The following is a 14,867-nucleotide window of genomic DNA, read 5'->3' as shown; positions in this document are numbered from 1 at the left end:
GTGACTGTCTCAGGAGCGGGCGCCCGCACTCATGTGGCCGACACCGTCGAACATGCGGCCGCCACCCCCGACCAGCCGCAGCCCTTCGGTGAATTGGGTCTAAAAGACGACGAGTACCAGCGGATTCGCCAGATTCTGGGCCGCCGGCCCACCGACACCGAGCTGGCGATGTACTCGGTGATGTGGAGCGAGCACTGCTCGTACAAGTCGTCCAAGGTCCATCTGCGCTACTTCGGCGAGACCACGACCGACGAGATGCGCGCGGGCATGCTGGCCGGCATCGGCGAGAACGCCGGCGTCGTCGACATCGGCGACGGCTGGGCCGTCACGTTCAAGGTCGAGTCGCACAACCACCCGTCCTATGTCGAGCCCTACCAGGGCGCGGCCACGGGTGTCGGCGGCATTGTGCGCGACATCATGGCCATGGGCGCCCGGCCGGTCGCCGTGATGGATCAACTGCGGTTCGGCCCCGCCGACGCGCCCGACACCCGCCGCGTGCTCGACGGCGTGGTCCGCGGTATCGGCGGCTACGGTAACTCGCTGGGCCTGCCCAACATCGGCGGCGAGACCGTCTTCGACGCGTCGTATGCGGGCAATCCGTTGGTCAACGCGCTGTGCGTGGGCGTGCTGCGCAAGGAGGACCTGCACCTGGCATTCGCCTCGGGAACCGGCAACAAGATCATCCTGTTCGGTGCGCGCACCGGCCTGGACGGGATCGGCGGGGTGTCCGTGCTGGCGTCGGAGACCTTCGGCGGCGACGAGGGCGGCGGCCCCGGCCGCAAGAAGCTGCCGTCGGTACAGGTCGGTGACCCGTTCACCGAGAAGGTGCTCATCGAGTGCTGCCTGGAGCTGTATGCGGCCGGCTTGGTGATCGGCATCCAGGATCTCGGTGGTGCCGGGTTGTCTTGTGCGACTTCAGAACTCGCATCGGCCGGTGACGGCGGTATGGAAGTGGAGCTGGAGAGCGTCCCGTTGCGGGCGGCCAATATGACCCCCGCCGAGATCCTGTCCAGCGAGTCCCAGGAGCGGATGTGTGCCGTGGTCGCTCCGGAGAATGTCGAGGCCTTCCTGGCGGTGTGCCGCAAGTGGGAGGTGCTGGCGACCGTGATCGGCGAGGTCACCGACGGTGATCGGCTGCGCATCACCTGGCACGGCCAGACCGTGGTCGACGTGCCGCCGCGCACCGTGGCGCATCAGGGCCCGGTCTACGAGCGTCCGGTGGCGCGCCCGGAATCGCAGGACGCGTTGAATGCCGACAGCTCGGCCACGCTGCCCCGGCCGGCCACCGGTGACGAACTGCGCGCGACTTTGCTTGCGCTGCTGGGCAGCCCGCACCTGTGCAGCCGGGCATTCATCACCGAGCAATACGACCGGTACGTGCGCGGCAACACCGTGCTGGCCGAGCACGCCGACGGCGGAGTGCTGCGCATCGACGAGGCCACCGGCCGTGGTATCGCGCTGTCGACCGATGCCTCGGGGCGCTACACCAAGCTGGACCCCTACACCGGAGCCCAGCTGGCGCTGGCCGAGGCCTACCGCAACGTCGCGGCCACCGGGGCCGTGCCGGTCGCGGTGACCAACTGCCTCAACTTCGGCTCGCCCGAAGATCCCGGAGTGATGTGGCAGTTCTCGCAAGCCGTCCGGGGACTCGCCGATGGCTGTGTGGCCCTGGGGATTCCAGTGACCGGCGGCAACGTCAGCTTCTACAACCAGACCGGAACGGTCGCCATCTTGCCGACTCCGGTGGTTGGCGTGCTCGGCGTCATCGACGATGTCGATCGGCGCATCCCGACCGCCCTGGGCACCGACCCGGGAGAGTCCCTGCTGCTTCTCGGCGACACCCGCGACGAGTTGGACGGGTCCATCTGGGCCCAGGTGACCGGCGATCATCTCGGTGGGTTGCCGCCGGCGGTCGACCTGCAGCGCGAGAAGCTGCTGGCCGAGGTGCTCAGCGCGGCATCGCGCGACGGGCTGGTGACCGCGGCCCATGACCTGTCCGAGGGCGGGCTGGCCCAGGCCATCGTGGAATCGGCGCTGGCAGGTGAGACCGGTTGCCGCATAGTGCTTCCCGAGGGCAGTGACCCGTTCGTGACGCTGTTCTCCGAGTCGGCGGGCCGGATGCTCGTGGCGGTGCCGCGCACCGAGGAGAGCCGGTTTCGTTCCATGTGCGAGGCGCGCGGACTTCCTGCCGTCCGCATCGGCGTCGTCGACCAGGACTCGGACGCACTCGAGTTTCAAGACCTGTTCACGGTGTCACTGGCCGAACTGCGCGCGACATCCGAAGCGGTGCTGCCGCGATTCTTCGGCTGAGCCAAGCTATCCCGCGTGTACCCGATCCTGTTGGTCGGGGACGACGCTGCCGTCGGGTCGTAGCAGCGGTGCCCGGCCGCCGTCGGGAGCGTCGAAACCCTGTGTCGCACAAGGGTAGGGCGGGCGCACACCCAATGGATTGGTGAACATCGGGTTGACCAGCCATCGCCCGTCGGGATTGGCGTAGGCCCGGCACATCAACTCGATCTGGTTGCGATTGATCACCAGGCGCAGCGCGGTCGCGTCCGCGGTGAAGGTGACGTCTCCGTCGGAGTCGCCGGCCCCGAACACCTGGCGCCGCGGCTCGGCCGACTGGTCGAACGCCGACGGCCCCCGGATGCCGAACACCTGCTCGTTGATCCGGCAGCGCTTGCCCTCGTTGAAGGGAATCGACGGTTCGCCACCACAGGACGCCAATCGGGAGGTCAGGACGTCGCCATCGTGCTCGGTGCGGGTGCCCATCACATGGTCGGCGGCGATTCCGAGATCGGCGGCCCAGACTCGCACCACCGGCTCGGGCGACGCGGAGATAATACGCACGTCAAATCCGTTGGCCTGCAGGGTAGCAACCAGATCTCGCATCTGGGCGTAATAGCGCACCCACCCGATTTGGCGGGTGCTGCCCACCTGTTGTTCGGTACCCTCGGGCGCCTCGAGGTTTTCCCGCCGGGCCGCTTCGCTGAATCCGTTGATGTCGGCCTCGGTCCAACCGGCCAGCAGTTGCGACCCCCAGGCGGCGGAGGGATTGATGCGTCGGTGGTTGTAACCGGCGAATGCCGCTGCGCCCGTGCGGGTCTGACGATCGCTGGCTATCGAGACCAGTTCGTCGGCGCATCCGGCGTTGGTTCCCGTCGGCAGCGGCTCACCCGGAGGGGCCAGCGCGCCGCACGCGGATGCCAGTTCCGCGGCGGCCGGCGCGGTGAGGTATTGGCTTGTCTCGCTCCAATTTCCACCGGGAGGTTGACGCACCTTGGAGTTGCGCACCATCCAGAAGAAGGTGGCGTCGCCACCGTCGTTTTTCACCATCGTGTTGTCCCAGTCGAACACCGCCAGCGGCGGGTCGTCCGCCTCGGGTTCCAGCTTGCCGCAGCTGCCGAGGTGGCTGATCATCGCGTTGAGCCGGTCACGGTTGTCGCCATACCAACCTGGATCGGCGGCCAGCGTGCGACAGCCGTTGTCGCTGGCGTCGCCTTCGCGATGGTCACCGGAGTCGCCACAACCCGACACCGACAGCGCCAGCGCGGTGATCGCCAATGCCACGAGTCGACGAGCGACAGTCGCCGCCCGGTGAGCGGCCAAGCGTGCGATAGTCATTGCGTCTTTTCAGGTCTCTCTTCAGGGGTTGATCGTGTTGTCGCCCAGTTGGCGGCCCCACACATACTCCACCGCGACCGGTGAACCGACCTCAAAGTGGTTGTAGGGGGCCACGCTCGCGCCGGTATCCATGACGAGCATCGGAGCAGGCCACAGTTCGCGGGTGATCGACTGCCAGCATCCCGGGCGCCCGCCGGGGCCGCCCCTGGCGTTGGTCCGGGGCAGGTTTTCTGGGTAGGTGTACGGATTGGGCGCTCCCGCAATCGAGCCCGACGAGTGGGCCCCCAGCGCGTATCCGTTATCACCGAGCGCAACGTGAAGCTTGGGTGCGACCTGGTTGAAATTGCGGATGGTGCAAAAGATTTCGGGGCTGTACTCGTCCAGCAGCTGGGCGGTGGGGACGAGATCGGCCGCGCCACGCGCCAGGTAGGGTCCGCTTCGGCCGAACAGGTCGGCGCCGCTGCTGCCCAAGCCCGCCGCCGCCAGCAATGCCGCATCCAGATCTCCCTGCTGCCGGTTGAGTGTCCGCGCGGTGGTCACCGCGTGGTCGAGCGCGTCCCACAGGTCCGGTGCGGCGTCGGCGTAGGTGTCGCCCAGCGCCGCCAGCCGCGCAATGTCGAGGTGAATCATCGGCAGCTGCGGGTTAACGTCGTCGAGGATCGCGTTGCCGTTGAGTAGCGAGGCGCCGAATTTCTCGCCCAGCCCGGCCAGCGCCTGTGCCGCGGCGGACAGCGTCAGGTTCACCTTGACCGGATCGATCTTCTCGGTGATCGAGGTCAGTGTCTCGAACAAGGTGTTGAACTCGGTCGTCACCGTGGTCGCGTCGATCACCATTGAGGGTGTAATCGATTGTGGCACAGGGTTTTTAGGAGATGCCAAGGCGACGTACTTGTTGCCGAACACGGTGCTCGCCTTCACCTCGGCCGCCACGTTGGCCGGAATCATGTTGACGTACTTCGGCGTCACGTCCAGCACCACTTTGGCGGCCGGCTTGCCGTCCCGGGTGATCTCGGAAATGCCGGCCACCCGGCCGATCTCGACACCGTTGTAGGTGACCTTGGAGCCGGGGTCCATCACCAAACCCGCGCGCGGGGCCACCATGGTCAACTTCGTCCTCGGTGTGAAGTCTCCGCGAAATTGCGAGTACAAGACCAACCCGAGAAGCCCCATGACCACGATCGTCACGAGGCCGACGGTCTTATACGGGGGCGGCGGCCTGGACCGACGACGCTCCATGATTCTGAGACCCTAGGGTATGGCCGCCCGTGATAGTGCTGATCCGGCCAAGACACGTGAGGTCCTTACGACCATGGCGGACTGGTTGCGCGACGAAACCCGTCCGGCACCCGATCGCGCCACGCTGGCGACCGCGGTGCGGCTCACCGCGCGCACCCTGGCCGCGCTGGCGCCCGGTGCCAGCGTCGAGGTCCGGATCCCGCCGTTCGTCGCGGTGCAATGCGTGGCCGGGCCGAAACACACCCGCGGTACCCCGCCCAACGTCGTCGAGACCGATCCGCGGACCTGGCTGCTGCTGGCGACCGGAAGGTTGGCGCTCGCCGACGCGAAGGCCGCCGGATCACTGACGCTGTCGGGAGCCCGCGCGGGTGAAATTGACCACTGGCTGCCCCTGTTCGATGTGGGCTGAAGATAACTCTGAACTGCAGGTTTAGGGTGACACGCCGATAATTTCGGCGTTCAACACGCCCAACAGATTCGTCCGCGGGGCTTACGTGCCCGTAAACTCCGAAGCGTCACTACCCCGCGCTAGGGAGCCGCCCACCGTGACCGCCCAGGAATCCGAGCAGGACCTGAACTCGCCCCGCGAAGAGTGCGGTGTATTCGGGGTATGGGCCCCGGGCGAGGAAGTTGCCAAACTCACCTACTACGGCCTCTACGCGCTGCAGCATCGCGGCCAGGAAGCCGCCGGTATCGCCGTCGCAGACGGATCCCAGGTGCTGGTCTTCAAAGACCTCGGCCTGGTCAGCCAGGTGTTCGACGAGCAGACGCTGGCCGCCATGCAAGGCCACGTCGCGATCGGGCACTGCCGGTACTCCACCACCGGCGACACCACCTGGGAAAACGCCCAGCCGGTGTTCCGCAACACCGCCGCCGGCACCGGGGTTGCCTTGGGACACAACGGGAACCTGGTCAACACCGCCGAACTCGCCGCGCGCGCGCGCGACGCGGGGCTGATCGCCAAACGCGCCCCGGCCCCGGCGACGACGGACTCCGACATCTTGGGCGCGCTGCTCGCCCACGGCGCGGCCGACTCCACCCTGGAGCAGGCGGCGCTGGAACTGCTGCCGACCGTGCGCGGCGCCTTCTGCCTGACATTCATGGACGAGAACACGCTGTACGCCTGCCGCGATCCCTATGGGGTGCGGCCGCTTTCGCTGGGACGCCTGGACCGCGGCTGGGTGGTGGCCTCCGAAACGGCCGCGCTCGACATCGTCGGCGCCTCGTTCGTCCGCGACATCGAACCGGGTGAATTGCTGGCCATCGACGCCGACGGCGTGCGCTCCACCCGCTTCGCCAACCCCACCCCGAAGGGCTGCGTCTTCGAATACGTCTACTTGGCCCGGCCGGACAGCACCATCGGCGGTCGGTCGGTGCACGGCGCCCGGGTGGAGATCGGTCGCCGGCTGGCTCGCGAATGCCCGGTGGACGCCGACCTGGTGATCGGCGTCCCGGAATCGGGCACCCCGGCCGCGGTCGGATACGCGCAAGAGTCCGGCATCCCGTACGGGCAGGGCCTGATGAAGAACGCCTACGTCGGGCGGACATTCATCCAGCCGTCCCAGACGATCCGGCAGCTGGGTATCCGGCTCAAGCTGAACCCGCTCAAAGAGGTGATCCGCGGCAAGCGGCTCATCGTGGTGGACGACTCGATCGTGCGGGGTAACACGCAGCGCGCGTTGTTGCGCATGCTGCGCGAGGCCGGCGCCGTCGAGGTGCATGTGCGGATCGCCTCGCCGCCGGTGAAGTGGCCGTGCTTCTACGGCATCGACTTCCCGTCGCCGGCCGAATTGATCGCCAACGCCGTCGAGGACGAGGCGGAAATGCTCGAGGCGGTGCGGCACGCCATCGGCGCCGACACGCTGGGCTACCTCTCGCTGCGCGGCATGATCGCCGCGACCGAGCAGCCGGCCTCCCGGCTTTGCGCCGCCTGCTTCGACGGCAAGTATCCGATCGAGCTGCCGAGCGAAACCGCACTGGGCAAGAACGTCATTGAGCACATGCTCGCCAATGCGGCGCGCGGTGCGGAGCTCGGCGATGTTGCGGCCGACGAGGTTCCCGTCAACCACTGATCGGGTCCTTCAAAGACGTTTGATTCCGACGGGAAGCGTCTACCGGTAGCCTTTATCGCGATGACGGATCCCGCAAAAAGCCCCGGCGAAGAACCGGGCAGCCAGGGCATTACTTACGCGTCGGCCGGGGTGGATATCGATGCCGGCGAGCGCGCGGTCGATCTGTTCAAGCCGCTGGCGGCAAAGGCCACCAGGCCCGAGGTGCGCGGCGGGCTGGGCGGATTCGCCGGATTGTTCGCGCTGCGGGGCGACTACCGCGAACCGGTGCTCGCCGCCTCCAGCGACGGCGTCGGCACCAAGCTGGCGGTCGCGCAGGCGATGGACAAGCACGACACCGTCGGCCTCGACCTGGTGGCCATGGTGGTCGACGACCTCGTTGTCTGCGGCGCCGAGCCGCTGTTCCTGCAGGACTACATCGCCGTCGGCCGCACGGTGCCCGAACGGGTGGCCGCGATCGTCGGCGGCATCGCCGAGGGATGCGTGCGGGCCGGTTGTGCGCTGCTGGGCGGCGAGACCGCCGAACACCCCGGCTTGATGGAACCGGACCACTACGACATCTCCGCGACCGGAATCGGTGTGGTCGAGGCCGACGACGTGTTGGGTCCCGACCGGGTCAAGCCCGGCGACGTCATCATCGCGATGGGGTCCTCGGGCCTGCATTCCAACGGGTATTCCCTGGCCCGCAGCGTCCTACTGGAGATCGATCGGATGAACCTGGCCGGCTACGTGGAGGAATTCGGTCGCACGCTGGGCGAAGAGTTGCTCGAGCCCACCCGGATCTACGCCAAGGACTGCCTGGCGCTGGCCGCCGAAACCCATGTCCGCACGTTCTGCCACGTCACCGGCGGCGGATTGGCGGGCAACCTGCAGCGCGTGATCCCGCACGGGCTGACCGCCGAGGTGGACCGCGGCACCTGGACGCCGGCGCCGGTGTTCGCGATGATCGCCCAGCGCGGCCGCGTCTCCCGCGAAGAGATGGAAAAGACCTTCAACATGGGCGTCGGCATGATCGCCGTCGTCGCCCCCGAAGACACCGACCGCGCCCTGGCGATATTGACCGCGCGCCACCTGGACTGCTGGGTGTTGGGGACGATCTGCAAAGGCGGGAAAGAAGGCCCGCGCGCGAAGCTGGTTGGGCAGCACCCCAGGTTTTAAGAGCCTGCGTCTAGCTGGGAGCAAGACTGTGCCGATGCACGCGGCATCGGCACGGGGTAAGTTCTAGCGGCGCCAGTCGTCTTCGCGATCCCAAGATTCGTCGGCGCCATCCAGGTCGCCGGATTGGTCCACACCGGTCCCCGCCAGCTCGCGCTGAAGCCGATCGAAGTCGGTCTGCGGGGAGCTGTATTTAAGTTCTCGAGCAACCTTGGTCTGCTTTGCCTTAGCCCGGCCGCGGCCCATGGGGGAACCCCCTCGCGCAATAACGGAGCGGCCTAACAAGTAGGCGGCTCCGATCTCTTGGTGTCGTTATTGTCCTGCCAACAGCTTACCGTGCCTCGCGGATGAGCGTCGGTGCCCCCTGCCCGCCGTGTTGGACTTCAACGGACATTATCGCGTCCCGCCCCGCAACCGCTCGACGGCGAGCCGTCCGGCGCCGATCTGGTCGCTCGGCGGCAGCGAATCGGTGTCGATAACCGCCGCTACCGACCCTTCCGCGCCCGTCGTCAATTGGGTGTCGGCAGGTATCCCGCGCTTTAGCAACGCCAGCGCGATCGGCCCCAGATCCACGTGGTCGACGACGGTGCCCAGCCGTCCCACCGAGCGCCCGGCCGCGAGCACCGCGTCACCGGTCAACGGCCGGTCCACCGAGCCGTCGAGGTGCAACAGCACCAGCATTCGGGGCGGTTTGCCCAGGTTGTGGACCCGGGCGACGGTTTCTTGCCCGCGGTAGCAGCCTTTGTCCAGGTGGACGGCCCCGACGCCGGGACCACCGATCCAGCGCACCTCGTGCGGAATCGTGCGTTCGTCGGTGTCGACGCCCAGGCGCGGGCGCAGGGCCGCAACCCGGTTGGCTTCGTAGGCCCACACCCCGGCCGGTCGCACGCCGGCCCGGGTGAAGCGGGCTTCCCAGTCGGCCACATCGGCGCGCGGCACCACCAAATCGAGTTCGACCTGACCGGCGGCCGACGCCGGCATCCGCCGCACAAAACCACCGCTGGCCAGCGCGATTGCGGCCAGTTCGGCGGGCAGGGCGTCCAGGCCGAGCACGTCGAGCACCGCCCGGTCGGCCAGGTGCGGACCGATCAGCGACAACACCGCCAGGTCGGCGGCCGCGGGCGTGACGGCCGACCAGAACACCATCTTGCTCAGGTAGCCCAGCAACGGCTCACCGCGCCACGGCTCGGTGTCGAGGTAGGTGATGCCGCCGAGCTCGGTCTGCATCCAGTGGTCCTCGACGCGGCCCTGCCCGTCCAGGCTGAGATTCTGCGTGCTGGCGCCGTCGGGAAGTTCGCTGACGTGTTGGGTCGAGATGTTGTGCAGCCAGCTTTGCCGGTCCGCGCCGGTCAACGTGAGGACCGCGCGGTGCGAACGGTCCACGAGCACAGCCTCGGTCTCGGCGGCGCGCTGCTCGCCGAGCGGATCGCCGTAGTGCCAGACCGCGCCGGCGTCGGGCCCGGAATCGGGTGCGGGTACCGCAGTCATGTGCGCCGCTCCTCCTCATCGTTTCGCCCTGCATCGTCGACGGCGCGGGTCACACGTCAACTCTACGGACCGGCGTCCGCCCGGCTGCGCTTGTCGCCGCGACGGCTAGGCTCTGTCGGCATGGCAGCCCAGACGGGTGTGATCGTCACCCTCGACGGCGAAATACATCCGCCCGGCACCCCGCTCTTGCACGCCGACGATCTCGCGGCCGTCCGCGGTGACGGGGCCTTCGAGACCCTGTTGGTCCGCGACGGCAGCGCCTGTCTCGTCGGGCCGCATCTGCAGCGTCTCACTCAGTCCGCCAAATTCATGGATCTGCCCGAGCCGGACCTGCCGAAGTGGCGGCGCGCGATCGAGATCGCCACCCGGGAGTGGGTGGGTGGCTCGGCTGCCGAAGGCGCGCTGCGGTTGATCTACAGCCGGGGTCGCGAGAGTGGTTCGCAGCCGACCGCGTACGTGATGGTCAGCCCGGTCCCGGAAAGGGTTGCCGTAGTTCGCCACAACGGGCTCGCGGCGATCACGCTGGACCGTGGACTACCCGCCCTCGGTTCCGGAGCGATGCCGTGGCTGCTGGCCGGCGCGAAAACCCTGTCGTACGCGGTGAATATGGCCGCCTTGCGGTACGCGGCCCAACGGGGCGCCGGCGACGTGATTTTCGTCAGCTCGGACGGCTACATCCTGGAAGGCCCGCGTTCGACGGTGGTGATCGCCACCGAATCTTATGCGGGCCCGGACAGTAATCTGTGCCTGCTGACGCCGCCGCCCTGGTATCCGATTCTGCGTGGCACCACGCAGCAGGCGCTGTTCGAGGTGGCACGAAGCAAGGGCTACGACTGCGACTATCGCGCCCTGCGGGTCGCAGATCTGCATGCCGCCCAAGGGATTTGGCTGATATCAAGCATGACGCTCGCGGCCCGCGTGCACACGCTCGACGGTCGTCCGATGGGCCGATCACCGATGGCCGAGGAATTCGCGCAACTGGTGGACGCGGCGATCATCAGCGATCGCTGAGCGCTGAATTGTGTTGTCGGCTCGTTCAGCGGCGGGTACGGTCGGCCGTACACAGGGAAGGAGGTGGTCCGCGAAATTGATAGCTTCATGGACATGTGAGGTGGCTACGCGCTAGCTGCAATGGCTCGGAAGAGCCGGCGATTTACGCGCGCTGGCGAATTCCCCGTAGCCACCCGGCCCCCGAGCTTCCCGGTCTGTCCAACCAGGAACACGGCTCGGGGGCCGTTCCATGTCTTGGGCTGCTATTGATTGGATTTCGCGGCGATCTGCTCGGCGATCTTGCCCGCCTGGCCGGGTGCGGCATTCGGGCCGCACACCGTCACGTCGATGACCCTGGCGCCGTCGGCGTGCAGCACGTGGTGGCAGATTTTGCCGTTGTCTCCCCGGGTGCGCTGCTGGGCGATCTTCGGGACGGTGCCGGTCACGTCCGCGAAGGCCCAGTCAAAGCTGTTGCCGTTGAGCGTCTCGGTCACCGTCTTACCGGCACACGACTTCCACTTGTCCGCGGACTCCTGAACGAAAGCGCTGGCCTTGTCGGGCGACGAGAATTCCGCGACCGTCTCGATGATCCGGTTCGGCGGGTCCTGCCCGGCCGTGTGCACGATCAGGCCGCCCACCGCGCTGAAGCCGCCGGCGCCCTGGTATGCCGCGGCCACGGCGGGTTCGTAGGTTCCCGCGCACGCCGGGTCGGTCAGGGTCCACTTGGGGTTTCGCAGCTGGCTGATCTTTTCGCCGGCCACCACGGTCGGGTCACCCACGATGGCGCCGACTTCGGGTGCACCGACCAAATAGGATTCCAGCTTGCTCGCGTTCGCCGACGGACCCGAATTCGCCGCCGTCGGAGCCGAATTCGAGTTCGACGCCCGGGGAGCCGGCTTGGTCTTGCCGCTCTGCGTGGTCATCACCACCACGATCGCGATCGCGGCGATGACCGCGACTGCGGCACCGCCGATGATGAGCAGCCGCTTGTTCGATCCGCCGGTTGCCGCACCGTCGCTCGCCGCGGCCGGGGCGGTGGCCGCGGTCGCGGCGCTCGCTGCCGGCGCGGGGGCCGACGCGGCGGCCGGGGCCTTCGCGGCGCCGCCCGGCGAACCGTCCTTGGCCTCGATTTCGGCCAGCACATTGTCGATTTCGCTGCGGGTGCGGTACGTGACGTCGTGCCGCAGGCGCAACATGCGCAGCAGTTGCGCGATGTCGCCGCGGGCGCTGGGGTCATCGCCGTCCTCGTCGAGCCCGGACCGCAGCTCGACCAACAGCTGGAGCTGCTGCTGCGGGCTGAGCTCCTTTTCGGCCATCTGGTTGCCCAGCCGGGTGATGTATCCGAACGGCACCGGAGGCTCTTCGGGCAGCGGGTCGGGCAACGGCACGGGCTTGCTGCGCAGCGCGTGCACGGCGGTGACCAACTGGATGCCGGCATCGACCGTCGGCTCCCGGTAGTCGATGATCTGCAATGCGGCAAGGGGATTCACGCGCATGCTGTCGACTTCACCGATGCGCACGGGCAGGATCGGGCGGCCCAGGGCCTGGGCGTAGCGCAGCTCGGCCTGACTCGGCTTGGATTGCAGCCAGTTGCTGGACAGCGCGACGATGAACACCTCGCAGTCGCGGATCTGCTCGAGAATTTTGGCCCACCACGAGTCGCCGCCGCCGAGCTCCTGGTCGAACCACACCTGGTTCTGACCGCGCCGCAGCGCGGTGGTCAGCGCGTCGACCGTCGACCGATCTTGGCTCGAGTAGCTGATGAACAAAGCCATCGCAGTCTCCTAGGGTGAAGCGAAGCGAACGAACTGGGGCGAACGCCTGCCTGCGCGACCCATACGCACATGCGCCGATACCGTATCAGTGTTGGGCCGCTTCAGGATGCGCAAATTTTGCGCGTATTTCCGGGTCGACAATGCCGACCGGTTACCCGGGTCCGCCGTCCTGGGCATGGGCCTCTTCGGGCGGCCGGTATTCGACGTAGCGGCGCGCGAACTCGTCGCCGGGAACCGGCCACTGCTCACCGCCGGATCCCCGCACCACCCAGTCGCCCTCGGCGGCGTTCGTCGGCCCCTCCAGGGTATTGATGGTCTCGCCCGGATAGGCCGGGCGAGCTTGTACCCGCCCCTTGCGCTGCCAGCGCCCATCGCCCGCGGGCTCGTAGGTGTCCCGGAAGATGTCGTCGCGCACCGACCAGACCTTTCCGTCCTCGGAGATCGCCCAGTCGCCGGCATCGGCGCGCATCGTGTGTCCCGAGTCCGACACCCATGTCCATGGCGTGCTGCGTTGTTCGGCGGCCACCGTCCCCACCCGGGTGAAGGACTGCCACAGCGGACGCGACCGGAAGCCCAGCTGGCGCAGGCTCCACAGCGTGCCCGCCAGACTGCGCACCGCCGCGTTGAGCAGATCCGGGTCGCTTTCCACCACCGACCAGTCGACGAGCTTGTTGTGGATCTTGCGCGAGTCGTCGCGCACAGAGCCGTATTTCCAGCCGTTGCGCCGGTAGTAGCGGCACCAGTCCTCGTGCTCTGCCTGGGCCATCTGCAGCGCGGAGTCGTGGTCGAAGCCCATCAGCGCAAGCTGTTCCAGCGGCGCCAACTCTCCCATCTCGCTGCCCGACAGCTGCTGTGGCGGGCTGCCCCAGGTGTTCCAGGTGTGGCCCGCGATCTGCTCGACCATCCACAACGCGTTGCGGACCTGGCGCCGGTTGGAGCCCCGGTAGAACTCGTCGAGCTCGGTCCACGGCACCGATGCGGGCCCCCGCGTCCAAGTTGGGTCGATCGTGGCGACGTAGCGCTCGTGGATCAGCCGCGCCGCGCGCTCCCACGCGTCCTGAACCTGACCCTCCTGGGTGTCGAGCACCAGCGAGTAGGACTGCAGTCGGCCGACGACCTGGATGGAGTCGTCGGTGAGGCTGGTGTTGAGGTCCGAGGCGTAGATCGGCATGTCGGGAAAGCGGGCGGCCAGCCTCGCCGCCGTTGTTCCGGCATGTGCATCGACGAAGATGACCGCGGCGGTGGCGGGGTCGACGTCGCCGATCAGCTTCAGCATGGTCGGTATCGTCGGGGCCTCGGCGACCGCGTCGATCGTCGGCCCCTCGGAGGCGAATCCGGCTTGCTGACGGTGGAACTCGTGGTCGCGCAAGTACTCCTCGGCGTCTCGTTCGACCAGGGTCAGCGCGGGCAGCTCGACCGCGCCGGGCGGAGTGTAGAAGTCGCGTTCCAGCGCGCGTTGGGTCAAATCCGCGCACAGTGCCAGCGTCAATTGTGAAGTGCCACAGACGAACACATGTTTGGTCCGCCCGGTCGCCATGATGCTGTTGAGCAGCCGGCCCGCGGTCACCTCGTATTTGCCGACTACGTCGGCCGCCCATCGGGTGTCGGATCCGCCGAACTGCTGGGCGCGCCACGCCTGGGCCAGCCAGGGATCGTCCATCCGCACGATGAGCGGTAGCCGCCGTTTGTGCGCGATTTCGGCGAGCCGGCGACTGATCAGGTCCAGCCACATCAGGTTGAGCGCCGGGTCCGGTGCCATCAGGTAGAGCCGAGAAAGGCGGCGCCACAGCCGAAGTGACACCCAGGTCGATGGGGTGTTGAAGTCCACCAGCACCACCCGGGCGCCCTGGCGGCGGGCCCGCTGCACGCGATCGTCGCTGGCGCCGGTGAGGACGACCAGGGTGCTGCGCCGGTCCAAGGTGCGCGACACGGCGCTCAGCATCGACTGGGTGTCGCCGTCGATACCGACGACGGCCGTGACGGATTCGGCCCAGTTGGCCCGCATCCGGTCCACCTGGGACCGGAAGACCCCGACCACGGCACCGCCCAATCCGGTGAAGATCGCCGACAGCGCGGCGATCCGGGCCAGTTCCAGGCCCACCGGTGTCGGGTTCGGGCAGGTCTTTCCGCCGACGGAGAAGTCGCCGGTGCCGCCCTTGACCAGGCTGGCCGTCGCCATCAGGGGAGTGAAGAACGCCGGATGGTTGGCGTCGTGACATCCCCAATAGGAGGTCAGCCCGAGAATCGCCGTCATCGGGACCAGGGCTGCGATCAGGGTGAACGAAATACCCACCACCCGGTGGCTGCCCGAGCGAAAGTTCAGCACGGACGCCCAGATGAGCACGGAGACAACGACCAACAGCGTCGGCATCGATCCGGGCCGGCCGAACCACGCCAGCCAACCCGGAAAGGAGTCGTCGAGGGAGGGGCGCGCGTCCAGCACGGCCAGGTAGGCGATCAGCAGCAGGCCGACCGCCGTTACGGCCCAACGCAATATGGGCGAGGGTGCCCTCGTGGGACGCATCCGCCG

General features: G+C 67.8%; 11 protein-coding genes. 5 read left to right on the top strand and 6 right to left on the bottom strand.

All coding sequences use genetic code 11. The features are described from left to right. The first annotated feature begins 33 nt into the window (after positions 1-33). Complete coding sequence (purL, locus tag BN973_RS26170) at positions 34-2,310, top strand: phosphoribosylformylglycinamidine synthase subunit PurL (protein WP_169718197.1); 2,277 nt, start codon at positions 34-36, stop codon at positions 2,308-2,310. 6 nt (positions 2,311-2,316) lie between these two features. Here the strand turns inward: purL and BN973_RS26165 are convergent, their stop codons facing one another. Together BN973_RS26165 and BN973_RS26160 are read right to left on the bottom strand one after the other, a co-directional pair. Further along, the gene (locus tag BN973_RS26165; protein ID WP_084163552.1) at positions 2,317-3,624 is read right to left on the bottom strand and encodes an HAD family hydrolase; all 1,308 of its coding nucleotides are present in this window, start codon (positions 3,622-3,624) and stop codon (positions 2,317-2,319) included. Between the two features lie 21 nt (positions 3,625-3,645). Then, the gene (locus BN973_RS26160) at positions 3,646-4,860 is read right to left on the bottom strand and encodes an MCE family protein (RefSeq protein ID WP_036471617.1); all 1,215 of its coding nucleotides are present in this window, start codon (positions 4,858-4,860) and stop codon (positions 3,646-3,648) included. A 19-nt stretch (positions 4,861-4,879) separates the two neighbouring features. On the opposite strand from BN973_RS26160, the gene BN973_RS26155 reads away from it, so the two are divergent. From BN973_RS26155 to purM, 3 genes are all read left to right on the top strand, one after another. After that, complete coding sequence (locus tag BN973_RS26155; protein ID WP_036471616.1) at positions 4,880-5,269, top strand: sterol carrier family protein; 390 nt, start codon at positions 4,880-4,882, stop codon at positions 5,267-5,269. Positions 5,270-5,405: 136 nt separating this feature from the next. Further along, entirely contained in the window at positions 5,406-6,932 is a 1,527-nt protein-coding gene (purF, locus tag BN973_RS26150; RefSeq protein ID WP_036471615.1) for an amidophosphoribosyltransferase, read from the top strand. Between the two features lie 60 nt (positions 6,933-6,992). After that, a complete protein-coding gene (purM, locus tag BN973_RS26145) occupies positions 6,993-8,087 on the top strand; it encodes a phosphoribosylformylglycinamidine cyclo-ligase (protein WP_036471614.1) in 1,095 nt (364 codons plus the stop codon). A gap of 63 nt (positions 8,088-8,150) precedes the next feature. Here the strand turns inward: purM and BN973_RS26140 are convergent, their stop codons facing one another. After that, positions 8,151-8,330 carry a DUF3073 domain-containing protein gene (locus BN973_RS26140; protein ID WP_036471613.1) on the bottom strand — a complete coding sequence of 60 codons (180 nt, stop codon included), beginning with the start codon at positions 8,328-8,330 and terminating at the stop codon, positions 8,151-8,153. Between the two features lie 147 nt (positions 8,331-8,477). After that, positions 8,478-9,572, bottom strand: coding sequence for a CAF17-like 4Fe-4S cluster assembly/insertion protein YgfZ (gene ygfZ / locus BN973_RS26135; protein ID WP_036471612.1), 1,095 nt, complete (start codon positions 9,570-9,572; stop codon positions 8,478-8,480). A gap of 138 nt (positions 9,573-9,710) precedes the next feature. On the opposite strand from ygfZ, the gene BN973_RS26130 reads away from it, so the two are divergent. Next, positions 9,711-10,583 (top strand): aminodeoxychorismate lyase, encoded by an 873-nt coding sequence (locus BN973_RS26130; protein WP_139830147.1) that lies wholly within the window; start codon positions 9,711-9,713, stop codon positions 10,581-10,583. Positions 10,584-10,825: 242 nt separating this feature from the next. Here BN973_RS26130 and BN973_RS26125 read toward each other — a convergent pair whose 3' ends face one another. Both BN973_RS26125 and BN973_RS26120 read right to left on the bottom strand, forming a co-directional pair. Further along, positions 10,826-12,337: a sensor domain-containing protein gene (locus tag BN973_RS26125; RefSeq protein WP_036471610.1), complete on the bottom strand. Its 1,512-nt coding sequence runs from the start codon at positions 12,335-12,337 to the stop codon at positions 10,826-10,828. A 151-nt stretch (positions 12,338-12,488) separates the two neighbouring features. Beyond that, positions 12,489-14,831: a RyR domain-containing protein gene (locus BN973_RS26120; protein ID WP_232232150.1), complete on the bottom strand. Its 2,343-nt coding sequence runs from the start codon at positions 14,829-14,831 to the stop codon at positions 12,489-12,491. Positions 14,832-14,867 lie beyond the last annotated feature (36 nt).

The sequence above is a fragment of the Mycobacterium triplex genome, from assembly GCF_000689255.1.
GTDB lineage: Bacteria > Actinomycetota > Actinomycetes > Mycobacteriales > Mycobacteriaceae > Mycobacterium > Mycobacterium triplex.
The sequence above is the reverse complement of the archived record's forward strand: the minus strand, read 5'-3'. Positions and strand labels throughout refer to the sequence as shown.

Coding starts and splice junctions, on each gene's coding strand:
- ygfZ (WP_036471612.1), bottom strand. CDS start 9,572: ATGACTGCGGTACCCGCACCCGATTCCGGGCCCGACGCCGGCGCGGTC.
- BN973_RS26155 (WP_036471616.1), top strand. CDS start 4,880: ATGGCCGCCCGTGATAGTGCTGATCCGGCCAAGACACGTGAGGTCCTT.
- BN973_RS26125 (WP_036471610.1), bottom strand. CDS start 12,337: ATGGCTTTGTTCATCAGCTACTCGAGCCAAGATCGGTCGACGGTCGAC.
- purM (WP_036471614.1), top strand. CDS start 6,993: ATGACGGATCCCGCAAAAAGCCCCGGCGAAGAACCGGGCAGCCAGGGC.
- BN973_RS26160 (WP_036471617.1), bottom strand. CDS start 4,860: ATGGAGCGTCGTCGGTCCAGGCCGCCGCCCCCGTATAAGACCGTCGGC.
- BN973_RS26165 (WP_084163552.1), bottom strand. CDS start 3,624: ATGACTATCGCACGCTTGGCCGCTCACCGGGCGGCGACTGTCGCTCGT.
- BN973_RS26140 (WP_036471613.1), bottom strand. CDS start 8,330: ATGGGCCGCGGCCGGGCTAAGGCAAAGCAGACCAAGGTTGCTCGAGAA.